Raw genomic sequence first — 24,178 nt, forward strand, 5'->3', positions numbered from 1 at the left:
TCGCCTCCCGGTTCGTTCGAGCTTGCCGCGCAGCGCCTTGCTGCGGCGGCAGGTGGGCGGCCGCATGCATTCACCAAAAACCATAACCAGGAGACAGAGAACATGAGCATTCCCTTCAAGAGAATCGTGGCCGCCACGCTGCTTGCATTCGTATTCGGTGCCAGCGCGCAGACCCCGGCCACCGGCACCCTCGACAAGATCAAGACCAGCGGCAAGGTCGTGCTCGGCGTGCGCGAAGCCTCGCCGCCGATGGCCTACATGCTCGGCGCGGGCGACAAGTACGTGGGTTACCACGTCGAGCTGTGCGAGCGCGTGCTGAAGGACATCGCACCGCAGGCCAGGCTCGAATACATGGCCGTGACCGCGCAGAACACCATCCCGCTGGTGCAGAACGGCACGCTCGACATCGGCTGCGGCCCCACCACCAACAACACCGCGCGCCAGCAGCAAGTGGCCTTCGCGCTCACCACCTATGTGAGCGAAGTGCGCATGGCCACCAAGGTCGATTCGGGCATCACCACGCTCGACCAGCTCGCGGGCCGCAACGTCTCGGCATCGACCGGCACCACTGCGGTGCAGCTGCTGCGCAAGCGCGAGCGCGCGCAGAACGTCTCGTACAACACCATGCTCGGCAAGGACCACCTCGAAAGCTTCCTGCTGATGGAGTCGGGCCGCGCCGATGCCTTCGTGCTCGACGACAACCTGCTGGCCGGGATCATCGCGAACTCGAAGAACCCCGCGGCCTATCGCATCGTGGGCGACGCGCTGGGCTCGGAGCCGATCGCGCTGCTGTTCCGCAAGGACGACCCGGCCTTCAAGACCGCGGTGGACGATTCGCTGCGCCGAATGATGAAGAGCGGCGACCTCGAGAAGATCTACACCAAGTGGTTCGTGGCCGCCATTCCGCCGAAGAACACGAGCCTGAACCTGCCGATGAGCGCGGCGCTGAAGCAGCTGATGCTCGAACCCAACGACAAGCCACTGGAGGCCTACGCCAAGTGACAGCAGATACCGTTGCCTCCCTCGCTTTTCAGCCGGCGCAGCGCGTGCGCGCCATCGGCGTCTCGGAGATCCTGCGCATCACCGACAACGCGAACGCGCTCAAGCGCGCGGGCCGTCCGGTGATCGTGCTGGGCGCGGGCGAGCCTGACTTCGACACGCCGCAGAACGTGCGCGAGGCTGCGGTGCGCGCCATAGGGCGCGGCGACACGCGCTACACGGTGCTCGACGGCAGCCCGGCGATGAAGGCGGCGGTGCAGCTCAAGTTCAAGCGCGACAACGCGCTCGACTTCGCCCTCGACGAAATCAGCGTGAGCGCAGGCGCCAAGCAGGTGATCTTCAACGCACTGATGGCCAGCCTGAACCCCGGCGACGAGGTGATCCTGCCCGCGCCGTACTGGACTTCGTACGCCGACATCGTGCAGATCTGCGGCGGCGTGCCGGTGCCGGTGGCGTGTACCGGGGAGAACGGTTTCCGGCTCGACGCCGCGCAGCTCGAAGCGGCCATCACGCCGCGCACGCGCTGGCTGTTCATCAATTCGCCGTCGAACCCGACCGGCGCGGCCTACAGCGCAGCGCAGCTGAAACCGCTGTGCGAGGTGCTGCTGCGCCATCCGCAAGTCTGGGTGCTGGCGGACGACATCTACGAACACATCCTCTACGACGGGCTGGCGTTTGCCACGCCGGTGGCCGTGGAGCCGCGCCTGCGCGAACGTACGCTGACCATCAACGGCGTGTCGAAGGCCTACGCGATGACCGGCTGGCGCGTGGGCTACGGCGCCGGGCCGCGCGCGCTGATCGCGGCCATGGCCGTGGTGCAGAGCCAGACGACCTCGTGTCCCTCGTCGATCAGCCAGGCCGCTGCCATCGAGGCGCTGACCGGGCCGCAGGACGTCGTGGCCGAGCGCTGCGCCGACTTCCAGGCGCGGCGCGACTTCGTGGTCGCCGCGCTGAACCGCGCGCCGGGGCTGCACTGCCGCGTGCCGGAAGGCGCGTTCTATACCTTCGCGAGCTGCGTCGGCGTGCTCGGCAAGCGCACCCGCGGCGGCGCGCTGTTGCAGACCGACAGCGACTTCTGCTGCTACCTGCTGCAGGACTTCGAGGTGGCGGTGGTGCCGGGCAGCGTGTTCGGGCTGGCGCCGTATTTCCGTATTTCGTATGCGACGTCGATGGCGCAGCTGGAAGAGGCGTGCGCGCGCATCATCGCTGCCTGCGCCGCGCTCGAATGACCTCCTTCATTTCATTGGAAAACGCATGACCTCACCCCGCACCGGCGGCCAGATCCTGGTCGACCAGCTCATCACCCACGGCGTCAAGCAACTGTTCTGCGTGCCCGGCGAAAGCTTTCTCGCCGTGCTCGATGCGCTGCATGACGCATCCATCGACGTGACCGTGTGCCGCCAGGAAGGCGGCGCGACGATGATGGCCGAGGCGCAGGGCAAGCTCACCGGCAAGCCGGGCGTGTGCTTCGTCACTCGCGGACCGGGCGCCACCAACGCGGCAGCCGGCGTGCACATCGCGCACCAGGATTCGACACCGCTGCTGCTGTTCGTCGGCCAGGTCGCGCGCGATGCGCTGGGCCGCGAGGCCTTCCAGGAGCTGGACTACGGCGCGGTGTTCGGCACCATGGCCAAGTGGGTGGTGCAGATCGACGATCCGGCGCGGGTGCCTGAGCTGGTGTCGCGTGCCTTCCATGTCGCAACCTCGGGTCGGCCCGGGCCGGTGGTGATCGCGCTGCCCGAAGACATGCTGACCGAGGCTGCGACGGTGGCCGACGCGCAGCCTTACGCGGTGACCGAAACCCATCCCGGTGCAGCGCAACTCGCAGAGCTGCAGCATCGACTGTCGCAGGCGCAGCGCCCGGTGGTCATCCTGGGCGGCAGCCGCTGGTCGGAGAAGGCCGCGCAGCAGTTCTCGGATTTCGCGGCCGCGTTCTCGCTGCCCGTGTACTGCTCGTTCCGTCGCCAGATGCTGATGTCGGCCGAGCACCCCTGCTATGCGGGCGACCTGGGCCTTGGCGCCAATCCGCGCATGCTGGAGCGCATCCGCAACGCCGACCTCGTGCTGCTGGTCGGCGGGCGCTTGTCCGAAGTACCGTCGCAGGGCTACGAGCTGCTGGCGATTCCGCAGCCGAAGCAGGCGCTGGTGCACGTGCACGCCGACGCCGACGAGCTCGGCAAGCTCTATCGTCCGGCGCAGGGCATCCACGCCACGCCGCAGGCTTTCGCGGAAGCCGTGTCCACGCTGCGCCCCGCGCAAACGCCGGCCTGGCAGGCAGAAACGAAGACCGCCCGCGAAGACTTCCTGCGCTGGAGCGACCCGGCCCCCATCCGCATTCCCGGCCCGCTGCAGATGGGCGAGGTCATGCAGCACCTGCGCGAAGTGCTGCCGGCCGACACCATCTTCTGCAACGGTGCGGGCAACTTCGCCACCTGGGTGCACCGCTTCTGGCCCTTCCGCTCCTACGCGAGCCAGCTTGCGCCCACCAGCGGCTCGATGGGCTACGGCCTGCCGGCCGGCGTCGGCGCCAAGCGGCTGTGGCCGCAGCGCGAAGTGGTCGTGTTCGCGGGCGATGGCGACTTCATGATGCACGGCCAGGAATTCGCAACGGCTGTGCAGTACGGCCTGCCGATCATCGTGGTGCTGCTCGACAACGCCATGTACGGCACGATCCGCATGCACCAGGAAAAGCACTACCCCGGCCGCATCAGCGCCACGCAGTTGAAGAACCCGGACTTTCGCGGCTATGCCGAGGTGTTCGGCGGCCACGGCGAACGCGTGACCAGCACCGAAGAATTCGGCCCCGCGCTGGCGCGCGCGAGAGAGAGCGGCAAGCCGGCCATCCTGCATTGCCTGCTGGACCCGGAAGCGATCACCCCGGGAAGCACGCTGCAGTCGATTCGCAAGGCAGCGCTGGCTGCAAGCTGAGCACCCGATGCCATTCGCACGCACCCCGAAAAGACTCAGCGCAACCCACCCACATAGCGAGGCGGCGGCGTAGGCGGCGTCCCATCGGGCTGCCGTGCCGCCAGCCGCGCAGCGCGAGCCAGCGGCTCCATCGCCTGCTCCAGCCGCGTCGCCAACTGGTAAAGCTCCTCGTCCTTGGTGTCGGCAGCGTGCGCGCGCGTCATGCGCACGATCTCGGCCGCGTACTCGGCATTGGTCGCCATCCACTCGGTGTCGGTCACGCGCCCATGCTTTCGCCGCAGCGCCACGTGAAGGCGGGCAGCAAGGGCGATGCGTTCGCTTTCGGACATGGATGGCATGGTTCCTCCGTCGGTGGGTCAACTACTCCCGAGATGTTCTCTGTGCTGTGCAAGATCGAGGCCCAGCACCTCGCTGTCGGCATCGACGCGCAACCCGACCATGATGTGCACCAGAAACAGCACCACCGCCGTCCCCGTTGCGCTGTAGATAGCCACGCTGCCGACGGCGATCGCCTGCGTCAGCACGTCGCCCGTGGCGCCCGAGATGCGCGCATCGGCGAACACGCCCGTCAGCAGCGCGCCCACGATGCCACCGATGCCGTGCACGCCGAACACGTCGAGCGAGTCGTCCGCGCCAAGCAGGTGCTTGAGACCGGTGGCGCCCCAGTAGCAGGCCAGCCCCGCGATGGCGCCGATGGCCAGCGCGGACAGCGGCGTGACGAAGCCGGCCGCCGGCGTGATGGCCACCAGCCCCGCCACCAGGCCCGAGCACAGGCCCAGCAGCGAAGGCCTGCGCCGCACGATCCATTCGCCGAGCATCCAGCTCATGGCGCCGGCCGCCGCCGCGATGTGCGTCACCAGCATCGCCAGGCCCGCGCGCCCGTCGGCCGCCACCGCCGAGCCCGCATTGAAGCCGAACCAGCCTACCCACAGCAGGCCCGCGCCCGTCATCGTCATCGCCAGGCTGTAGGGCTCGAAGGCCTCGCGCCCGTAGCCCTTGCGCGGCCCGAGCGCATAGGCGCACACCAGCCCCGCGATGCCCGCGTTGACGTGCACCACCGAGCCGCCAGCGAAGTCGAGCGCTCCCATCTGCGCGAGCCAGCCGCCCGGCTCCCACACCCAGTGCGCGACAGGTGCGTACACCAGCACGCTCCAGAGCAGCGCGAACCACAGGATCGCCGAGAAGCGCATGCGCTCGACAAAGGCGCCAAGCACCAGTGCGGTGGTGATGATCGCGAAGGTCAGCTGGAACATCGCGTAGACCGACTCGGGCACGTTGGGCGCGACGTGGCTCACCGCCACCTGCCCGGCCTCCTTCAGGTACTCGAAGCCCGAGAACCAGAAGCGCCCGGTGCCGCCCAGCCAGGGCCAGCCCTCGGTAAAGGCCAGCGAATAGCCCACCGCGAACCAGGTCAGCGAGACCGCCGCGGCTATCGCCACCACCCCCGCCATGGTGGCCAGCACGTTCTTGCGGCGCACCATGCCTGCATAGAAGAGTGCGATGCCGGGCAGCGTCATCAGCAGCACCAGCGCGGTCGAAGTCATCATCCATGCGGTGTCTGCCGCGTTGATGGAGGCGTGCGGAGCCAGGGCCATGACCGTTTCTTCTTCTTGAAGTGATGGACCTTGGTGCTGCCTGCACAAGTCGTGCCACATCGTTAACCATCAGAAACACTTTGGTTCGCAAATCGGGCTTTCTCGGTAAGGCAAAGCGGGTAATTCCCAATGCACTGAGGCGGTGCGCACCCTAAAGTCTGCCCACTCGCGAACGGGCCCTGCTCGTGCTGCCGAGGGTCCGAGGAGACAATCCCCAAGCAACAATAAAAATGCTTCAAAGGCTCCGTACGAGATGCCGTGTTTGACTTTGAAAGGCGCCGCTGGTCGGCGCCTTTTTTATGCCTGCGTGACCTGATGCACCTGCATCTTCAGCTCCTTTTTTGATAGCGCCACGGGTGGGGTAGTCTTCCCCCTATGGAAATGCTGGTGGTAACGGGCGCCTCGCTGCTCGCCGTGTTTCCGGGCGCACCGCCGGCGACCCTGCCGGGCACCAACAAGAGCGCGTCTATTTGGGGCACCCCGAGCAAATGCCCCAAATGAAAAAAGCCCCCGGAGCGGGGGCTTCTTGCAGGGAACGGAGCGCTCACTCCTCGACGAAGGCTTCCTCGCGCTTGGCCTTGATTGCGGGCAGCAGCACGATGCCCAGCAGCAGCGCAGCCGCCACCAACAGCCCCGCCGACAGCGGCCGGGTGACGAATACGCTCCACGCACCGCGCGACAGCAGCAGCGCGCGCCGCAGGTTCTCTTCCATCATCGGCCCGAGGATGAAGCCCAGCAGCAATGGCGCAGGCTCGGTCCGCAGCTTGATGAACAGGTAGCCGATGAAGCCGAAGGCCGCCACCATCCACACGTCGAAGGTGTTGTTGTTGGTCGAGTACACGCCGATCGCGCAGAACAGCACGATGGCGGGGAACAGGAACTTGTAGGGCACCGTCAGCAGCTTGATCCACATGCCGATCAGCGGCAGGTTCAGGATGATCAGCATCGCGTTGCCGATCCACATCGAGGCGATCAGGCCCCAGAACAGCTCGGGGTTGCTGGTCATGACCTGCGGACCCGGCTGGATGTTGTGGATCGTCATTGCGCCCACCATCAGCGCCATCACCGCGTTGGGCGGAATGCCCAGCGTCAGCAGCGGGATGAAGGAAGTCTGCGCGCCGGCGTTGTTGGCCGACTCGGGTGATGCCACGCCGCGGATGTTGCCCTTGCCGAAGGGCACTTCGCCGGGGCGCATGCGGATCTTCTTCTCCAGCGCATACGAGGCGAACGAGGCCAGCAGCGCGCCGCCCCCGGGCAGGATGCCCAGTGCAGAACCCAGGGCCGTGCCGCGCAGCACCGCGGGCAGCATGCGCTTGAAGTCGTCCTTGGTGGGCCACAGGCCCTTGACCTTGTGCGTGAACACCTCGCGCTCGTCGTCGGGCTGCGAAAGGTTGCCGATGATTTCGCCGTAACCGAACACGCCCATGGCGATCACCACGAAGCCGATGCCGTCGGTGAGTTCCGGAATGTCGAAGCTGTAGCGCGCGACACCCGAGTTCACATCAGTGCCCACAATGCCCAGCAGCAGGCCCAGCACGATCATCGCCACTGCCTTCAGCAGCGAGCCCGAAGCCAGCACCACCGCGCCGATCAGGCCCAGCGTCATCAGCGAGAAGTACTCGGCCGGGCCGAACTTGAAGGCCAGCTCGGTCAGCGGCGGCGCGAAGGCGGCCAGGATCAGCGTGCCGACGCAACCCGCGAAGAACGAGCCGAGGCCGGCCGCGGCGAGCGCCGGGCCTGCGCGGCCCTGCCTTGCCATCTGGTAGCCGTCGATACAGGTGACCACCGAGGACGACTCCCCTGGCAGGTTCACCAGAATGGCCGTGGTCGAGCCGCCGTACTGCGCGCCGTAGTAGATGCCGGCCAGCATGATCAGCGCCGACACGGGCGGCAATGCGTACGTGGCGGGCAGCAGCATCGCGATGGTTGCGACCGGGCCGATGCCCGGGAGCACGCCGATCAGCGTGCCCAGGATGCAACCCAGCAGGCAGTACAGCAGGTTGGTGAAGGTGAAGGCAACGCCGAAACCGATGGAAAGGTTGTGGATCAGGTCCATGGTGTGCGCTCCTCAGCCCGAAATGAAAGTGGGCCAGACCTGGATCTGGAGCTTCAGTGCCCAGATGAAGGCCACGTAGCTGCCAGCCGCCAGGATGGTCGAGAGGATCAGCACGTCGCGCAGCTTGAAGTGCTCGCCCGCCATGCTCGAGATGATCGTGAGCGCGTAGATCGCGATGATCATCCCCATGGCCGGCAGCCCGATGCTGGGCAGGCCGCCCAGCAGCACGCCGAAGGCCAGGTTGGCGCCGAGCACGAAGGCCAGCGGCTTCCAGGCCCATTTGCCGATCGGGTGGCCGTCGGTGGTTTCGACCACCAGCGCCTGGAACATGATGATGGCCCCGAGGATGGCCAGCAGGATGCCCAGCATGAGCGGGAAGTAGCCCGGCCCCATGCGGGCGCCGTCGCCGATGGTGTAGGTGGTCGCGCCTATCGCAAAGGCGCCCCCCACGGTGGTGAACATGACTCCTGAAAAGAAGTCAGCCTGACTCTTGATGCGCATGTCGTCTCGCCCCTCTTGTATGGAGGGGTGAGGGTCGTTCTGCGGGCCTGACCGTTGGCTGACCTGCCCGGTACGGACAAATGCTTACCGCAGGGCTAGGGTTCTCCCTCGACGCCCCCTGCGCCACAGAGGGCCACAAACGAAAAAAGCTCCCGAAGGAGCTTTTTCATTCAGAAGCCCGAAGGCTCTGGAGGGAAGGGCTTAGTAGCCGCCGCGACCACCGCCGCCGCCGCCGTAACCGCCGCCACCACCGCTGCGGCCACCGCCGCCGCCGCCGTAACCGCCGCCGCCGCCACCGCCGTAGCCGCCACCACCACCACCGCCGCCGTAGCCGCCGCCACCACCGGTACGGGGGGGACGAGCTTCCATCGGACGGGCTTCATTCACCGTCAGGGCGCGGCCCTGCAGCGAGTGGCCGTTCATGGCTTCGATGGCTGCGAGTGCTTCAGCATCCGAACCCATTTCGACAAAGCCGAAGCCCTTCGAACGGCCGGTGTCACGTTCCATCATGACCTTGGCGCTGACGATTGCGCCGAACTCGCCAAAGGCTTGTTCCAGGTCGTTGTCACGCACGGAGTAGGCGAGGTTGCCTACGTAGAGTTTCTTGCCCATTGAGGGACTCCTAATTCAAACCAACAAGACAAAGCGATGGAGTCCCAGAATCACAACAAACAAAATGCGCTGTGGCGCGAAACTGACCGATCACCGAATTACGTGCACGGGAGACAAAGCTCACAGACACGTAGGCCGGATTATCCAGCCCTAATTGCAAAAAACGTGGCGAAATCGTGTGTTATTGAGAAACATCCCGGCGCGACGGGCGGTTTCGCAACGGTTTCAGCAGGTCCGAGAGCCCGTTGTGGTCTATTTCATGCATCAAATGGAGTAGCCGGCCTATTTCTCCTGAGGGAAAACCCTCGCGTGCAAACCACGTCAGGTAATTTCCGGGCAAATCGGCAATCAGCGTGCCTTTGTGCTTGCCAAAAGGCATTTCGAGCGTCACCAGCCGCTGCAGGTCTTCGGGTTTCATCGCGTGCTCAACCTCCCGCCCGCTTGACCGTGTGGCCCTGCTTCACGAGTGCGGCAATCACTGTTTCGCGGTGGTCGCCCTGGATTTCGATCACGCCGTCCTTTACCGTGCCGCCCGAGCCGCAGGCCGTTTTCAGCTGCTTGCCGAGTGCCGTGAGCGCCGCCGCATCGAGCGCGACGCCCTTGACCACCGTCACGCCCTTGCCTTTGCGCCCCTTGGTCTCGTGCGATACACGCACAATGCCGTCGGTGGCCGGTACGCGCGCCTTGAGTTCCTTGCAGCGGCACTGGGCCACCGGCTCCCCGCAGTCGGGGCACATGCGCCCGCCCGCCTCGGTGGAGTACACCAGGGCGCTGCCGGACTGATTGCGCTGCTGTTTCATCGTCGACATTCGATTCGTCTCTTCTCTCTCTGTCTGCTTACATGCCATTCGACTCACTGGGCCTGATCCCCGCGCTCGTGCAGGCTGCCGCCCAAAGCGGCTACGCCGCGCCGACCGCCATCCAGGCCGCGGCCATCCCCGCGATTCTGCAAGGTCGCGACGTGCGGGGCTCGGCGCAGACCGGCTCCGGCAAGACCGCCGCATTTTCCCTGCCCCTGCTGCAGCGCCTGGGCGCTGAACGCGCGCAGGGCTCGTCGCGCCGCGTGCGTGCCCTGGTGCTCGTGCCCACCCGCGAACTCGCGGCCCAGGTCGGCGAAACCATGCGCAGCCTTGCGCAGCACCTGCCCGAGCGCCTGAAGATCGTCGTCGCATTCGGCGGCGTGTCGATCAACCCGCAGATGATGGGCCTGCGCGGCGGTGCCGACATCGTCGTTGCCACTCCCGGCCGTCTGCTCGACCTGGTCGAGCACAACGCGCTGAAGCTCGATGCCGTGTCGATGCTCGTGCTCGACGAGGCCGACCGCCTGTTCGACCTCGGCTTTGCCGAAGAATTCGGTCGCATCCTCGCGCTGCTGCCCAAGCAGCGCCAGAACCTGCTGTTCTCCGCCACCTTCCCGAGCGCCATCCAGGCATTGGCAGATGGCATGCTGCACGACCCGGCCGTCGTCGACGTGCAGGGCGAGCCCGGCACCGAGCCGAACATCGTGCAGCGCGTGATCGAGGTCGACGCCGCCCGTCGCACGCAGCTGCTGCGCCATCTGCTGAAGCAGCACGAGAACGAATGGGACCGCGTGCTTGTCTTCGTCGCCACGCAGCACGCCGCGCAGATCGTGGCCGAGAAGCTCTACAAGAACGGCATCTACGCAGTGCCCTTCCACGGCGACATCGCGCAGGGCACGCGCACCGACATCCTTTCGCAGTTCAAGCAGAGCCGCTGGGACGTGGTGATCGCCACCGACCTCGCGGCGCGCGGCATCGACATCGCACAGCTGCCCGTGGTCATCAACTACGACCTGCCGCGCTCGCCGACCGACTACATCCACCGCATCGGCAGAACCGGCCGCGCAGGAGAGAGCGGCCTGGCGATCAGCTTCGTGAGCGCGTCGACCGAGGCGCACTTCCGGCTGATCGAAAAGCGCCAGGGGCTGAGCCTGCCGCGTGAGCGCGTCGAAGGCTTCGAGCCGACGGAAGTGGCGGTGCCGGTGGTCGATGCGTCGGGCACCGGGGGCATCAAGGGCAAGCGGCCGAGCAAGAAAGACAAGCTGCGTGCGGCGGCGAAGGCTGCGCAGCCGAGCGACGACGGCGAAGGGCGCTGACGAAGTCTTTCGTCAGGCTTCAGCCGACGTGAAAAGACGCCGGCCGATGCTTCGCCAGCTCAGCGAGCAGCAACGTCCACGCCCGAGTTCCTTGCTGGATTGAAGCCAGCCTGAAGAACTCATTCGGCGCATGCACGTCTTCATCGGGCAGGTTGAAGCCGAACATCAGCGTGTCGATGCCCAGCATCTCCTTGAAGATCGAAGTCACCGGCACGCTCGCGCCGAGCCGCACGTGGATCGGACGCCGGCCGCTCTCTCGTTCGAGCACTGCTTCGGCCGCGCGCACCAGCGGATGGTCCGGCGCAAGGGTGGATGCCGGTGAGCCGTCGTTCATCGCCACAACGTCGAGCGTGCAGCCGGGCGGGCAGTGCCGTTGCAGGTGGCGCAGCACGGCGTGGATCACGGCGCCCGGGTTCTGCCCCGCGACCACGCGCGTCGTCAGCTTGGCGGTCGCTTCGCAAGGCACGATGGTCTTGCCGCCGCTGCCCGTGTAGCCGCCCCACAGGCCGTTGACGTCGAGCGCGGGCCGCAGCGTGACGCGTTCGCGCGCGGTGTAGCCGGGCTCGCCGTGCGCGCTGCCGCAGACATCCGAGAAGAACGCGGCTTCGTCGTACGGAAAAGCCGCGGTGTCGGCGCGCTGCCTGGCGCTGAGCGATATCGCGCCCTCGTAGAAGCCTTCGACCGCCACGCCTCCATCCGCATGGTGCAGCGATGTGACCAGTCGCGCCATCTCGTGCAGTGCGTTGCGCACGCTGCCACCGTAGCGGCCGGAATGCAGGTCCTTGCTCGCGGTCCGCAACCGCACTTCGAGCTGCGCGTTGCCGCGCGCGCCGGTGTTGATCGTCGGCACCTCCGCGCTCGCGCGCCCACCGTCGGCGGACAGCACTGCGTCGGCCTGCAGCAGCGCGCGGTGGCGCTCGACGATGGTTCGCAGCGAGGGGCTGCCGGTTTCCTCCTCGCCTTCGAGGAACACCTTGATGTTCACCGGGCTCCGGCCCTGCACCGCGAGGAACGAGGCGATCACCTCCAGCGCGATCGTGGTCGAGCCCTTCACGTCGGAAGTGCCGCGCCCGTAGAGCCGGCCGTCCACCTCCGTCGGCTCGAATGGCGGCGTGCGCCACTGCCCGACGGGATCGGCTGGCTGCACGTCGTAGTGGCCGTAGATCATCAGCGTGGGTTGGCCGGGTGCGCCGTTCCATTCGCCGTACACAGCGGGCTCGCCGTCGCCGTCGAGCAGGCGCACGCCGGCCAGGCCGATCTGCTGCAGCCGCTCGATGAGAAAGCGCCGGGCTTCGTGCATGCCCGGTGCGAAGGACGGATCGGCGCTCACGCTCGGGATGCGGAGGAAGGCCTTGAGCCAGTCCACGATCTCCGGCTGGCGGGCGTCGAGGTGGTCGATGACTTGTTGTTCGTTCATGGGTGAGTGGGATGGGTTGGCTCGTCAGTACATCGGCGGGAACACGTCCGGTCCCCACAGCGTGTCGCACTTGTGCGTGTGCTCGAACGCGTTGCTCGATGTCTTGACGGTGGGGTAGGTGAACTCGATCAGTGCGCGGTCCGACGGCCCCATGGAGCGCGGCCAGCGCGTCGCGACGTTGCGGCCGTCGCCGTTCGGGTCGCCGTTCTTCGCGAAGTTGAGGAGGTACGCGACCATCTGCGCCGACAGCGCCTTGCGCTGCACCGTGGTGGCCGCGTCGGGCGTGGCGCTGCCGGAGTCGTAGTACGGATAGCCGGGCAGCGCATCGACCGTGCCGGTCAGGTAGTAGCTGTCCATGCCGTGCGCCGTGCCGTAGTAGAAGGCCGTGGGGCTCGGCGGAAACGACAGCTGCGGATCGGTCATTTCCCAACCGTACACCGGCACCCAGGCCGCGAGCGCATCGCGCCGCGCGCTGTTGCCGCAGGCGTACATCGCGTCGCCCATGGCTCGCGCGATGCCTTGCGCCGGCACGGCGTAGTTGCTGATCGGGTAGGCCGCCTCGATGGCCGTGGTGTCGTAGCCGGCCGGCGCGAGCCCGCGCAGGTACAGCGGGTAGTAGGTTGCGCTCAGCTTGGTGTCGACGAAGAGCGTGCCCTCGTCGTACACGCCGCCGATCATCACGGGCACCTGGTTGAAATTGCCGGTCGCGAAGGCGCGCGCGGGCACCTGCGTGATGACCTGCGCATCGACCGTGGGCCGCCACTTGAGCCCGCCCTGCTCGAGCAGCGCCGACACCGGCAGCGCGCGCAGGCAGGCGACAACGTCGGTGGCGGCGCTGCATCCGAGGTTCTGCACGGCGGTGTCGCCGACTGCCAGCGAGGTGTCCATGCTCGGGTTCGAGTACTCGGCCGCGCCGCCGCTTTGCATCACCGCGCGCTGGAACAGTCCCTTGGCCTTCGGCGACTGCAGCAGCGAGAAGCTCTGCGTCGCGCCCGCCGAGGTGCCCCATAGCGTGACGTTGCCCGCATCGCCGCCGAAGGCCGCGATGTTCTTCTGCACCCAGCCGAGCGCGGCCAGTTGGTCCATCACCGCGAAGTTGCCGAGGCTGCCGTCCTTGTTGGACGCGCGCAGCGCCTTGTTCGCGAGATAGCCGAGCGCGCCGAGCCGGTAGTTGATGCTGACGACGACCACGCCGCGGCTCGCCAGCGGGCTGGGGCCCATCTCGCCCGAACCCAGCGTGAACGCGCCGCCGTGGATGTAGAAAACCACCGGCAGCTTGTCGCCGGGCTTCGTGCCTGCCGGCTTCCACACGTTCAGGTAGAGGCAGTCTTCGGCGATCGATGACGACACCGCGCCGGGTGCCTGCGGGCACGCATTGCCGAAGGCCTTGGCCTGCAGCGTTGCCGCATGTGCGGCCGGCAGTTGTGGCGGCGCCCAGCGCAATGCGCCCACCGGCGGTTGCGCGTAGGGAATGCCGAGGAACGACACCATGTTCGCGCCGGCGCTGCCCGCGACCTTGCCTTCAGTGGTGACCGCGACCGTGAGGTCGTCCTGCGCAGGTGCGGGTGCCACCGGTGCGGGGCCCGCGGCCGGTGGCAGCGCGATGCCGCTGAAACCCGTGCCGCCGCCACCGCCGCCGCACGCGGAGAGCGACAGCGCGACCACCAGCGTCAGCGCCAGGCCATTGATTTGTCTCGTCTTCATGGATGCACCTCTTGTTTTGGAATGGAACGGGGCTCAGGGCGACTCGTAGCCGATGGTCTTGACGAGGTCGCGGTAGCGCGCAATCTCGGCTGCGTAGAACTTCTCTCCCGCCTCCAGGCTCATCGGCTCGAAGACGGTCTTGGCCTGCGACTCCAGCTGCGCGCGCGCATGCGGGTTTTTCAGCGCGGCGGCGATCGCGGCGTTGAGCCGTTCGGCCACCGGCCGCGGCGTGCCCTTGCGCACCATGTAGGAGGTCCAGATGCCGAAGTCGAAGTCCTTCATGTCCTTGCTCTGCGCGCTGGTCTGCAGCGTGTCGAAGGGCGCGGGCAGCCGCTTGCCGGGCGACAGCGAGCCGATCACGCGCAGGCGCCCCTGCTTCACGTAGTCGGCATAGAAGGCCTGGTAGGGCATGAACGCGAAGTCGATCTGCCCGCCGATCAGGTCCTGAATGATCGGCGCGCCGCCCTTGTAGGGCACGTGCGTGACGGGCGCGCCGGTGCGCTTGACGAAGAGCTCGCCGAGCAGGTGGTACAGCGTGCCGGCGCCCGGTGTGCCGTAGCTCAGCGGCGCGTCCTTGCGCGAGCGCGCCAGCGCCACGAATTCATCGAGCGAGTGAGCCGGCAGCTGGCTGTTGACCACCAGCACCAGCGGCGAGGTGGCGACCGGCGCGATCCACTGGAAGTCCTCTGGCTTGTAGCGCGTGCTCTTGTTGACCAGCCCCGACAGGATCAGCTCGTTGGGCGAGCCCTGGAACAGGTAGTGGCCGTCGGCCGGCGCTGCCAGCACTTTGCCCGCAGCGATGGCGCCGGTCGCGCCGCCGATGTTCTCGACGATCACCTGCCCGCCGAGTTCCTTGCCGATCAGCTCGTTCAGCGCCCGTGCGGTGAAGTCGCTGGCCGCGCCCGCCGGATAGGGAACCATCATCGTGACGACCTTCGAGGGGTAGGGCGCCTGCGCCATCGCCACCGTGCCGCAGCCTAGAAAAGCCAGCGCGCAAAGCCATTGACCGAACCGCTTCATGGGAAATTCCTTGGTCCAAAGTAGTACGCGATGGATGCTAGGAATCAGCGGTATATCTGTCCAATGCATTGTTTTTGTCATTACCATGAGTACGCCTCATACGTATGACAACGGACGGCCCACCATGAACCTCCAGCAACTCGACCACCTGCTCGCGCTCGCCGAAACCGGCTCCTTCAGCCGCGCGTCCGAGAAAGTGCATCTCACGCAGCCGGCGCTCAGCCGCAGCATCCAGATGCTCGAACAGGAACTCGGCATGCAGCTGATTGACCGTGTCGGCAAGCGCAACGAGCTCACGCCCTTCGGTGCGATGGTGCTGGCCCGCGCCAAGCGCATCTCGATGGAGACGCACGAACTGAAGCGCGCCGCCGCGCTGCTGGCCGACGGGCAGGCCGGCTTGGTACGGCTGGGGCTTGGCGCCGCGCCGGGAGCGTTGTTCTCGTCGCCGCTGCTGACTCACATGTTGCGCAACCACCCGCGCGTGGGCCTGCAACTGCACGGCGGCGGGCCTGACTTGCAACTGGCGGCGCTGCGCACGCGCACGCTCGACGCGCTGGTGCTCACCTACCGGGCGGTGTCACCGCGCGAGGACCTGCATATCGATGTGCTGCCGACGCTGCGCTCCGGCTTCGTCTGCCGGCGCGGCCATCCCCTGCTCGCGAAGGGCCGCGGCAAGCCCGTGCGCTTCGACGACCTCGTGCGCTACCCGGTGGTCTCGACGATGGTCAGCGACGACGTGGCGCGCATCCTGGTCGAGCGCTACGGCAGCGACGCCAGCCCGCAGCGCTGGCTGCATGTGTCGTCGGAAGACATCGGCGCGTTGATCGATGCTGTGCGCAACACCGACGCGATCTTCCTGGGCGTGCTCGCTGCCACCCGCGCGCTGCAGGACAGCGGCGAACTGGCCGAGTTGAAGGTGGAGCCTGCTGCGGGGCTCAACGCGCAGTTCGCCTTCGTCACGCTCGAAGGCCGCACCGAGGCGCCTGCGCTGCGGCTGGTGCGCGAGTTCTGCGTTGGGCTCGCGCAGGCCAGCGCCGATCAGTCTGCCGCGTAATCGACCTGGTGCCGCGCGACGCGGAGGTCGCCCAGCTCTTCGCGAATGCGCAGGTGCGCAGGGTGCGTGGCGTAGCCGTCGAGCGAGGCCTGGCTGTCGAACTCGCTGTAGAGCACCACGTCGCAGGCATAGCTTGCGCGGCTCGAATCAACGCCCACTTCGATGTGCAGCAGGCCCGGGATCTGGCCGCGCAGCGATTCGAACTTGTGCTTGAGCAGTTGGCGGGCCTGCGTCTTTTCTTCCGGCGTGTCGCCACGCAGGTCCCACATCACGATGTGCTTGAACATGCGCACGATGGTAAGCAGGCGCCTCGCGAAAGACCATGCGTTGCAGGCCTTCGCGCGTGAAGAACAGTTTTCCGCTTCCGCGCGTTGCATGCCGCTATGCGTGCTGCTTGCCGAGGAAGCTCGAGATCAGATCCATCGGCAACGGGAACACGATGGTCGTGTTCTTGTCGGCACCGATCACCGTGAGCGTTTCCAGGTAGCGCAGCTGGATGGCCTGCGGCTCCTGCGCCAGCACGCGCGCGGCCTGGAACAGCTTCTCGGAAGCCTGCAGTTCGCCCTCCGCGTGGATCACCTTGGCGCGGCGTTCGCGTTCCGCCTCGGCCTGCCGCGCGATGGCGCGCACCATCGATTCGGTCAGGTCGATCTGCTTGATCTCCACGTTCGACACCTTGATGCCCCATGAAGCCGTCTGCACGTCCAGCGACTCGCGCACGTCGAGGTTGAGCTTCTCGCGCTCGGCCAGCATGTCGTCGAGCTGGTGCTTGCCGAGCACCGAGCGCAGGGTGGTCTGTGCCAGCTGGCTGGTGGCGTTGAAGAAGTCCTTCACCTGGATGATGGCCTTCTCGGCATCGACGATGCGGAAGTAGACGACCGCGCTGACCTTCACCGACACGTTGTCGCGCGAGATCACGTCCTGCGTCGGCACTTCGAGTACCACGGTGCGCAGGTCGACGCGCACCACCTGCTGGATGGCCGGTATCACGAGCACCAGACCCGGCCCCGAAACCTTCGAGAAGCGCCCGAGGGTGAACACGATGCCGCGTTCGTACTCCCGGAAGATCCATACCGCTGAAAACAGCAGCACCGCCAACAGCACAAGGATGACGGCGCCGATGCCGGAGGTAAGAGAGAGCATGTTGGTCTCCTGCGACCCAGCGAAAGCGCTGGATGGTTGGACACCCGGCGCTTGGCGGCGTTCCGCCCCGGCCCAAAGAAAGGTGACTACCAGCCCATCTGCTTCGCTGCCAGTTCTTTCATGATCTCTTCGGCCCCGCCGCCGATCATCATCACCTTCACCTCGCGGTAGATGCGCTCGCTCACCGTGCCGCGCATGAAGCCCATGCCGCCAAGGATCTGCACCGCCTGGTCGGCGCAGAACTGCATGGTCTGCGTCGCGTGGTTCTTGAGCATGCAGATCTGCGCGACCCATTCGGGTGCATTGAAGCGCCCCGCCGCTTCGAGCGCGTCGCCTTCGGCCGATACCGCCTCGATCCAGGCCTCGGTGGAGGCGATGCGCATCTGCATGTCGACCAGCTTGTGGCGCACCGCCTGGTGTTGGATGAGCGCAGCGCCGAAGGTCTTGCGCTCGCGCGCCCAGGCCAGGGCCTCATCGAGGCAGGCTTGCGAGAAACCCAGCGTGCCCGCCGCGATGCCGATGCGTTCGCCATTGAAGTTGCCCATGACCATGCGGAAGCCTTCGCCCTCGTTCCCGAGAAGGTAGCGCGCCGGCACGCGCACGTTGTCGAAGTGCAGCGTTGCGGTGTCGGAGCACAGCCAGCCCATCTTCGACAGGCGCGTGCGCGAAAGACCCGGCGTGTCGCCCGGCACCAGCAGCATCGAGATGCCGCCCGCGCCGCGTCCTTCGCCGGTGCGCACGGCCACGGTGATCCAGTCGGCGCGCATGCCCGAGGTGATGAAAGTCTTCTCGCCATTGACCACGTAGTGATCGCCGTCGCCGTCTGTTTCTCGCTTTGCCGTGGTGCGCAGCGCGGCCACGTCGGAGCCGCCACCAGGCTCGGTGATGGCAAGCGCTGCGATCTTCTCGCCGCGCAGCACCGGCGGCACGACCTCTTGGCGCACCGCGTCGCTTGCATGCAGCACCACGGGCGGCAGGCCGATGTTGTGCGAGAACAGGCTCGCAAGCACGCCGCCGCTCTTGCCATGGCGCGCGAGCGCGACCCATGCCGGCAGCTTCAGCGAATACGAGGCCGGCGTGCCGCCGAGTTCCTCCGGATAGCCCAGGCCCAGCAGGCCGAGTTCGGCGGCCCGCGCGTAGAGCGCGCGTGGAAATTCGCCCGCGTCGTCCCAGGCCTGCACATGCGGCGCGATCTCGCTTTCGGCAAAGCGCCGCACCGTGTCGGCGAGCGCGGCTCGGTCGGCTTGCAGTTCGGCGTCCATGCCGTGTTCAACCGCGCGGCGGCCGCTTGGCGATGCCCATGGTCTTCGCAAGGATGCCGAGCATCACCTCGTCGGCGCCGCCGCCGATGGAGCCCAGCCGGCCGTCGCGGTACAGCCGCGAAACGCGGTTTTCCAGCGTGAAACCCATGCCGCCCCAGAACTGCAGGCAGGTGTCGGACACCTGCCGTGTCAGGCGTCCGGTCTTGAGCTTGGCCATCGACGCGAGTTCGAGCACGTCCTCGCCCTGCACATGCAGGTCGCAGGCGCGGTACGTGAGGGCGCGCAGTGCTTCCACCTCGGTCTTGAGTTCGGCCAGCTTGAACTGCACCCACTGCTGGTCGGCCAGCGTGGCGCCGAACATCTGCCGCTGCTGCGCCCATTCGATGGTCTGCGCGATGCAGTCTTCCATCGGTTCGAGCGAACTTGCGGCCGCCCACAGGCGCTCTTCCTGGAACTGCTGCATCTGGTAGACGAAGCCCTGGCCCTCTTCGCCGACGCGGTAGCGCTGCGGCACGCGCACCTTGTCGAAGTAGATGAGCCCGGTGTCGCTCGAATTCATGCCGATCTTGCGGATCTTTTTCGCCTTCTCGATGCCGGGGCTGTCCATCGGCACCATCACGAGCGACTTGTTGCGGTGCACGGGGCCGTCGCTGGTGTTGACCAGCATGCACATCCAGTCGGCCTGCAGGCTGTTGGTGATCCACATCTTCTGGCCGCTGATGAGGTAGTCGTCGCCGTCCTTGCGCGCATGGCTCTTCAGGCCCGCCACGTCGCTGCCCGCGCCGGGCTCGCTCACGCCGATGCAGCCGACCATGTCGCCGGCGATGGCGGGCGCCAGGAACTCGCGGCGCAGCTCGTCGCTGCCGAAGCGCGCTAGCGCGGGCGTGCACATGTCGGTCTGCACGCCGATCGCCATCGGCACGCCGCCGCAACTGATGTGGCCCAGCGCCTCGGCCATCGCCATCGCGTACGAGTAGTCGAGCCCGGCGCCGCCGAAGGCCTCGGGCTTGTTCAGGCCCAGCATGCCGAGATTGCCGAGCTTCTTGAAGACCTCGTGCGCGGGGAATATCTCGGCGGCTTCCCATTCGTCCACGTGCGGGTTTATCTCGTCGTCGATGAAGCGCCGCAGCGTCTTCTGGATCTCGAGGTGTTCGTGGGTGTACTGCATGGTGTCTTGTCTCCGGTCGTTCGTTCTTTACTTGTCCTGGAACACGCGCGGCGTCTGTGCGAGGTGAAAGCCATCGAAAGGCCGCACCGCCGCGCGCTGCTGCGTCTGCGCATCGGGAATCTCCATCGGCCAGCCCATGCGCACCTGCGGCCGTGCGCCGTCCACGCGCAGCACGCTGCCGCTGATGAAGCTGGCCGCGGGGCTCAGCAGGAAGGCGATCGCGGCGGAGGTTTCGGCCTCGTTGCCGAAGCGGCCCGCGGGCACCGTGTTGCGCATGGCGCGCAGCATGTCGCCGGCTTCGGGCGGGTAGTGGTCCATGCCGCTCGATGCGATGTAGCCCGGCGCCACCGCGTTCACGCGCACGCCGCTCACGGCCCATTCGGCGGCCGCCGTTTCGGTGAAGCTCACCATGCCGGCGCGCGCCGCGCCGCTGTGGCCCATATTGGGCATGGAGCCCCAGATGTCGGCCACGATGTTGACGATGGCGCCGCCGTTGGCCTGCATGCTTTGCACGTAGCACTCGCGCGCGACCAGGAAGCCGCCCGTGAGGTTGGTGTGGATCACCGCCTCCCAGCCCTTGGCCGAGATGGCGGCGAGCGGCGTGATGTACTGGCCGCCGGCGTTGTTGACGAGGCCGTCGATGCGGCCGTGCGCTGCGACGATGGCGGCGATGGCTGCGCGCACCGCTTCTTCCTGGCGGATGTCGAAGGCCTGCGTGCTGGCCTTGCCGCCGCTGGCTTCGATCTCGGCGCGTACCTTGTCGAGCTTCTCGGGCTTGCGGCCGACCAGCACCACCTGCGCGCCGAGCGCCGCGAGTTCGTGCGCTGTGCAGCGGCCGATGCCGGAGCCGCCGCCGGTGACGACGATGACCTGTCCGCCGAACAGGCCGGGTGCGAAGACGGAGCGGTAGCGGGAGGATGCATTCATGCGGAAGACTTTCGGAAACTTGTCTTGAAGAGCGTCACGCGTCGGCGACCTGCGCGACTACATGCCGCGCGGCCACCTGCGCGCCCACCGCGACATGCAGCGCGACACGACCGGCACGCGGCGCGCAGTGCACGTGCTCCATCTTCATCGCTTCGAGCGTGACGAGCGGCTGGCCAGCGGCGACCGCATCGCCTTCGGCCACCAGCAGGGCGATCACGCGGCCGTTCATGGATGCGCGCAGCAGGCCGTCGCCGGCGGTGCCATCGGTGCGGGGCACCGCTACGTGCGTGAGGTTCTCCAGCTGGAATGACTGGCCGCGAAAGTGGAAATCCACGCGGTCGGGCTGGCGCACGACGAAGGCCTGTTCGGACAGGCCGCCGCACGAGAAGCGGAGGCTGCCGTCGCCGGGCAGTGCGAGCAATGCGAGCTGCACTGGCGCGTCGTTGTCCAGTGCGATGTCGAACCGGCCAGCGCCGCGCGGCGTCACCCGGGCCGCGTGTACCGTGCCGTCGAGCGCGAAGCGAAGGGCGTTGGGCAGCGTGTGTGCGAGCGGCGAGGGCCAGCCACGCTCGCCCAACTGGAGCAGCAGAGCAGCGAGCAATGCGGCGCGGGCGTCGTTCGCCGCGTCGGCGACGAGCAGGGCGTCGAGGTGATCGCCGATGAAGGCGGTCGTAGCCGCACCGCTTGCGAATACGTCATGCGACAACACACGCTGCAGCAACTGCTGGTTGGTCGAGATGCCGAGCGTCACCGTGTCCTGCAGGCCCGCGATCAGCCGGTGCCGGGCTTCCTCGCGCGTGCGGCCATGCGCCACGAGCTTGGCGATCATTGAGTCGTAGAAGGGCGGCACAGCGGCGCCGTCACGCAATGCGTGTTCGGTGCGCAGCGCGGCAGAGGGCCGCCACGCCGCGAGCGTGCCGCTCTGCGGCATGAAGCCCTGCTGCGGATCTTCGGCGCACAGGCGCACTTCGATCGCATGGCCGGTGATGCGCACGTCCTGCTGCGCGAGTGGCAAGGGCTCGCCGGCCGCGACGCGCAGTTGCAGCTCGACGAGGTCGAGGCCCGTCACCGCTTCGGTCACCGGGTGCTCCACCTGCAGGCGCGTGTTCATTTCCATGAACCAGTACTGGCCTTCGGCGTCGAGCAGGAATTCGAGCGTGCCCGCGCCTTCGTAGGCGATGGCTTTCGCCGCGGCGACGGCGGTGGCGCCCATGCGTTCGCGCAGTGCGTCGGACACTGCCGGCGAGGGCGCTTCCTCGACGACCTTCTGGTGCCGACGTTGCACCGAACAGTCGCGCTCGCCAAGGTGGATGGCGTTGCCACGCCGGTCGGCGAACACCTGGACCTCGACGTGGCGCGGCGCGACGATGGCGCGCTCCAGGATCACGGTGGCATCGCCGAACGCGTTGAGCGCTTCGGACTGCGCGCTGTGCAGTTGTCCGGCGAAGTCAGCGGCGGAGGTGACGAGCCGCATGCCGCGCCCGCCGCCGCCTGCCGTTGCCTTGATCATCACGGGCCAGCCTATGCGCGCCGCCTCTGCGGCCAGCTTCTCCGCGCCCTGGTCTTCGCCCTGGTAGCCCGGAATGCACGGCACGCCCGCCGCCTGCATCAACCGCTTGGCGCCGGCCTTGTCGCCCATCGCGCGAATGGCTTCCGGCGACGGTCCGATGAAGACCAGCCCCGCGTCTCGGCAGGCCTGTGCGAACGCTGCGTTTTCCGCGAGAAAGCCATAGCCCGGATGCACTGCATCCGCACCGCTGGTGCGCGCGGCCTCGATGATTGCGGCGATGTTCAGGTAGCTCTGCGCGGGCAGAGATTCGCCGATCCACACGGCCTGGTCGGCCTGCCGCACATGTTCGGCATCCGCGTCGGCGCTCGAATACACGGCCACCGTGCGGTAGCCCATTGCGCGCGCCGTGCGCATCACGCGCACCGCGATCTCGCCGCGGTTCGCGATCAGGATCTTGTGGAATGCACTGTTCATGGCCGCGCCACCGAAAACTGCATGGGTTGCGGCACGCGCGCATCGGCATCGCGGCACACGGAAAGAACTTCCGCCAGCACCGCACGCGTGTCGCGCGGGTCGATCACGCCGTCGTCGAGCAGCAGCGCGCTGGTGGTGAACACGCTCATCTGCCGATCGAAGCGCTCGACGATCTGCTGCTGCATCGTATCGATCTTCGCGTGATCGACCGCACCCTTGCGTGCCATGCCCGCCTCCATGACGATGGCCATGGTCTTCGCCGCCTGCTCGCCGCCCATGACGGCTGTGCGCGCGTTGGGCCACGAGAAGCAGAAGCGAGGCGCGAAGCCCCGCCCGCACATGCCGTAGTTGCCCGCGCCATAAGAGGCGCCGCAGTGCAGCGTGATCTGCGGCACGCTGGCGTTGGTCACGGCCTGGATCATCTTCGCGCCGTGCTTGATGATGCCGGCCTCCTCGTGCGCCCGGCCCACCATGTAGCCCGTGATGTTCTGCAGGTAGACGATGGGCGTGCGCGTCTGGCAGCAGGCTTGGATGAAGTGCGTGGCCTTGGTCGCGCCGTCGGAATCGATGGGGCCGTTGTTGGTGACGATGCCCACGGCATGCCCTTCGAGCCGGATGTGGCCGCAGACGGTGGCGCTGCCGTAGTGCTCGCTGAACTCCAGGAACTCGGAGCCGTCGGCGATGCGCGCGATGACTTCGCGCATGTCGACCGGCCGCCGTCCGTCGCTGGGCATGATGCCGAGCAGGTCTTCGGCGTCGTAGCGCGGCGGAATGAACTGGCGCGGCACTTCGTTGCGCGCCCAGTCGATGCCGCCGAGGATCGAGCGCGCGATGCGGATGGCGTCGCGGTCGTCTTCCGCCAGGTAGTCGCCGAGGCCCGAGATGTGCGTGTGCATCACCGCGCCGCCCAGTTCTTCTTCGGTGGCGATCTCGCCGGTGGCGGCCTTCAGCAGCGGCGGCCCCGCGAGAAAGGCCCGCGTGCGGTCGCGCACCATCACGATGTAGTCGGACAGGCCCGTCTGGTAGGCGCCGCCCGCGGTCGAGGAGCCGTGCGTCACCGTCACCACCGGAAGCCCCGCGGCCGACAGCCGCGCGAGGTTGCGGAAGATGTTGCCGCCGCGCACGAAGTCCTGCACGCGGTAGTGCATGAGATTGGCGCCGGCGCTTTCCACCAGCTGCACGTAGGGCAGCTTGTTTTCGAGCGCGATCTCCTGCACGCGCAGCTGCTTGTCGAGGCCCATGGGCTGCAGCGCGCCGGCGTCGATGCCCGAGTCGGAGGCGCTGACCATGCAGCGCACGCCCGACACCTGGCCGATGCCGGAGATCAGGCCGCCGCCGGGCACGCTCTTGGCCAGGTCGGGGTTGTCCTGCCCCAGCCCCGCGAGCGAGGCCAGCGGCAGAAAGGGCGCGCCGGTGTCGAGCAGCAGCGCGATGCGCTCGCGCGGCAGCAGCTGCCCGCGCTTGGCAAAACGCTCGGCCGAGGCGCCGGAGGCCGCGACGGCGCGGGCCTCGTGTGCGCGCACCTGGTCGAGCAGCGCGAGCATGCCGGTGCGGTTGGCCTGGAAGGTGTCGCTGGCCGCTTGCAGCCGGGATTCGATGACGGGCATGGGAAGAGTCTGGGCAGGTCGCTTGTTTTCGCTCTGCACAGACTCTAGGGGGCGGGCGCCGCGCCCGCTTGCGCCTACTAGCTGG

General features: G+C 67.3%; 22 protein-coding genes and 1 pseudogene. 6 read left to right on the plus strand and 17 right to left on the minus strand.

What is annotated here, in order from left to right; translation table 11 throughout:
- Window positions 1-102 precede the first annotated feature (102 nt).
- From BMW87_RS13395 to BMW87_RS13405, 3 genes are read left to right on the plus strand one after another with little or no spacing between them, the layout of a single operon-like run.
- Window positions 103-1,002 carry an amino acid ABC transporter substrate-binding protein gene (locus tag BMW87_RS13395; protein ID WP_093076788.1) on the plus strand — a complete coding sequence of 300 codons (900 nt, stop codon included), beginning with the start codon at window positions 103-105 and terminating at the stop codon, window positions 1,000-1,002.
- Window positions 999-2,228: a pyridoxal phosphate-dependent aminotransferase gene (locus BMW87_RS13400; protein WP_093076790.1), complete on the plus strand. Its 1,230-nt coding sequence runs from the start codon at window positions 999-1,001 to the stop codon at window positions 2,226-2,228. The genes BMW87_RS13395 and BMW87_RS13400 overlap by 4 nt, the downstream gene beginning before the upstream one ends.
- A 25-nt stretch (window positions 2,229-2,253) precedes the next feature.
- A complete protein-coding gene (locus tag BMW87_RS13405) occupies window positions 2,254-3,927 on the plus strand; it encodes a thiamine pyrophosphate-binding protein (RefSeq protein WP_093076791.1) in 1,674 nt (557 codons plus the stop codon).
- 35 nt (window positions 3,928-3,962) lie between these two features.
- Here the strand turns inward: BMW87_RS13405 and BMW87_RS13410 are convergent, their stop codons facing one another.
- Together BMW87_RS13410 and BMW87_RS13415 are read right to left on the minus strand one after the other, a co-directional pair.
- Window positions 3,963-4,265: a hypothetical protein gene (locus BMW87_RS13410; RefSeq protein WP_093053641.1), complete on the minus strand. Its 303-nt coding sequence runs from the start codon at window positions 4,263-4,265 to the stop codon at window positions 3,963-3,965.
- An 18-nt stretch (window positions 4,266-4,283) separates the two neighbouring features.
- Window positions 4,284-5,522 (minus strand): ammonium transporter, encoded by a 1,239-nt coding sequence (locus tag BMW87_RS13415; RefSeq protein ID WP_093053644.1) that lies wholly within the window; start codon window positions 5,520-5,522, stop codon window positions 4,284-4,286.
- Window positions 5,523-5,897: 375 nt separating this feature from the next.
- On the opposite strand from BMW87_RS13415, the pseudogene BMW87_RS35470 reads away from it, so the two are divergent.
- Window positions 5,898-6,002, plus strand: a pseudogene (locus BMW87_RS35470) (sulfite exporter TauE/SafE family protein); the annotation flags it as partial.
- A gap of 64 nt (window positions 6,003-6,066) precedes the next feature.
- Here the strand turns inward: BMW87_RS35470 and BMW87_RS13420 are convergent.
- The 5 genes from BMW87_RS13420 to BMW87_RS13440 form a co-directional block, all read right to left on the minus strand.
- Window positions 6,067-7,578 carry a tripartite tricarboxylate transporter permease gene (locus BMW87_RS13420; protein ID WP_093053647.1) on the minus strand — a complete coding sequence of 504 codons (1,512 nt, stop codon included), beginning with the start codon at window positions 7,576-7,578 and terminating at the stop codon, window positions 6,067-6,069.
- A gap of 12 nt (window positions 7,579-7,590) precedes the next feature.
- On the minus strand, window positions 7,591-8,079 hold the full coding sequence (locus tag BMW87_RS13425; RefSeq protein WP_093053650.1) for a tripartite tricarboxylate transporter TctB family protein: 489 nt from the start codon (window positions 8,077-8,079) through the stop codon (window positions 7,591-7,593).
- A gap of 201 nt (window positions 8,080-8,280) precedes the next feature.
- Window positions 8,281-8,691, minus strand: a complete 411-nt coding sequence (locus tag BMW87_RS13430; RefSeq protein WP_093076793.1) for an RNA recognition motif domain-containing protein — start codon at window positions 8,689-8,691, stop codon at window positions 8,281-8,283.
- 181 nt (window positions 8,692-8,872) lie between these two features.
- Window positions 8,873-9,109, minus strand: a complete 237-nt coding sequence (locus tag BMW87_RS13435) for a DUF3820 family protein (protein WP_093053658.1) — start codon at window positions 9,107-9,109, stop codon at window positions 8,873-8,875.
- A gap of 7 nt (window positions 9,110-9,116) precedes the next feature.
- On the minus strand, window positions 9,117-9,491 hold the full coding sequence (locus BMW87_RS13440; RefSeq protein WP_371127361.1) for a translation initiation factor Sui1: 375 nt from the start codon (window positions 9,489-9,491) through the stop codon (window positions 9,117-9,119).
- A 41-nt stretch (window positions 9,492-9,532) separates the two neighbouring features.
- Here BMW87_RS13440 and BMW87_RS13445 point away from each other — a divergent pair, with 41 nt between their 5' ends.
- Window positions 9,533-10,807, plus strand: coding sequence for a DEAD/DEAH box helicase (locus tag BMW87_RS13445; RefSeq protein WP_093076795.1), 1,275 nt, complete (start codon window positions 9,533-9,535; stop codon window positions 10,805-10,807).
- 19 nt (window positions 10,808-10,826) lie between these two features.
- Here BMW87_RS13445 and BMW87_RS13450 read toward each other — a convergent pair whose 3' ends face one another.
- The 3 genes from BMW87_RS13450 to BMW87_RS13460 are packed head-to-tail and all read right to left on the minus strand — an operon-like array spanning window position 10,827 to window position 14,948.
- Entirely contained in the window at window positions 10,827-12,224 is a 1,398-nt protein-coding gene (locus BMW87_RS13450) for a dipeptidase (protein WP_093076796.1), read from the minus strand.
- Window positions 12,225-12,248: 24 nt separating this feature from the next.
- The gene (locus BMW87_RS13455; RefSeq protein ID WP_093076798.1) at window positions 12,249-13,928 is read right to left on the minus strand and encodes a carboxylesterase/lipase family protein; all 1,680 of its coding nucleotides are present in this window, start codon (window positions 13,926-13,928) and stop codon (window positions 12,249-12,251) included.
- Window positions 13,929-13,961: 33 nt separating this feature from the next.
- Window positions 13,962-14,948 (minus strand): Bug family tripartite tricarboxylate transporter substrate binding protein, encoded by a 987-nt coding sequence (locus BMW87_RS13460; protein ID WP_093076799.1) that lies wholly within the window; start codon window positions 14,946-14,948, stop codon window positions 13,962-13,964.
- 124 nt (window positions 14,949-15,072) lie between these two features.
- Here BMW87_RS13460 and BMW87_RS13465 point away from each other — a divergent pair, with 124 nt between their 5' ends.
- Window positions 15,073-16,002, plus strand: a complete 930-nt coding sequence (locus tag BMW87_RS13465) for a LysR family transcriptional regulator (protein WP_093076801.1) — start codon at window positions 15,073-15,075, stop codon at window positions 16,000-16,002.
- On the opposite strand, the gene BMW87_RS13470 is transcribed toward BMW87_RS13465, so the two are convergent.
- The 7 genes from BMW87_RS13470 to BMW87_RS13500 all read right to left on the minus strand — a co-directional run bounded on the left by BMW87_RS13470 (window position 15,987) and on the right by BMW87_RS13500 (window position 24,093).
- Window positions 15,987-16,289, minus strand: coding sequence for a Dabb family protein (locus BMW87_RS13470; protein ID WP_093053666.1), 303 nt, complete (start codon window positions 16,287-16,289; stop codon window positions 15,987-15,989). The genes BMW87_RS13465 and BMW87_RS13470 overlap by 16 nt on opposite strands.
- A gap of 94 nt (window positions 16,290-16,383) precedes the next feature.
- Window positions 16,384-17,145: a slipin family protein gene (locus tag BMW87_RS13475; protein WP_093076802.1), complete on the minus strand. Its 762-nt coding sequence runs from the start codon at window positions 17,143-17,145 to the stop codon at window positions 16,384-16,386.
- 86 nt (window positions 17,146-17,231) lie between these two features.
- A complete protein-coding gene (locus BMW87_RS13480) occupies window positions 17,232-18,407 on the minus strand; it encodes an acyl-CoA dehydrogenase family protein (protein WP_093076804.1) in 1,176 nt (391 codons plus the stop codon).
- Window positions 18,408-18,414: 7 nt separating this feature from the next.
- A complete protein-coding gene (locus tag BMW87_RS13485) occupies window positions 18,415-19,575 on the minus strand; it encodes an acyl-CoA dehydrogenase family protein (RefSeq protein ID WP_093076805.1) in 1,161 nt (386 codons plus the stop codon).
- Between the two features lie 27 nt (window positions 19,576-19,602).
- The gene (locus BMW87_RS13490; RefSeq protein ID WP_093076807.1) at window positions 19,603-20,502 is read right to left on the minus strand and encodes an SDR family oxidoreductase; all 900 of its coding nucleotides are present in this window, start codon (window positions 20,500-20,502) and stop codon (window positions 19,603-19,605) included.
- A gap of 34 nt (window positions 20,503-20,536) precedes the next feature.
- The gene (locus tag BMW87_RS13495; protein WP_093076808.1) at window positions 20,537-22,486 is read right to left on the minus strand and encodes an acetyl/propionyl/methylcrotonyl-CoA carboxylase subunit alpha; all 1,950 of its coding nucleotides are present in this window, start codon (window positions 22,484-22,486) and stop codon (window positions 20,537-20,539) included.
- Window positions 22,483-24,093 (minus strand): acyl-CoA carboxylase subunit beta, encoded by a 1,611-nt coding sequence (locus BMW87_RS13500; protein ID WP_093076810.1) that lies wholly within the window; start codon window positions 24,091-24,093, stop codon window positions 22,483-22,485. The genes BMW87_RS13495 and BMW87_RS13500 overlap by 4 nt, the downstream gene beginning before the upstream one ends.
- Window positions 24,094-24,178 lie beyond the last annotated feature (85 nt).

Source organism: Variovorax sp. OV084, from assembly GCF_900111625.1.
Taxonomy (GTDB): Bacteria; Pseudomonadota; Gammaproteobacteria; order Burkholderiales; family Burkholderiaceae_C; genus Variovorax.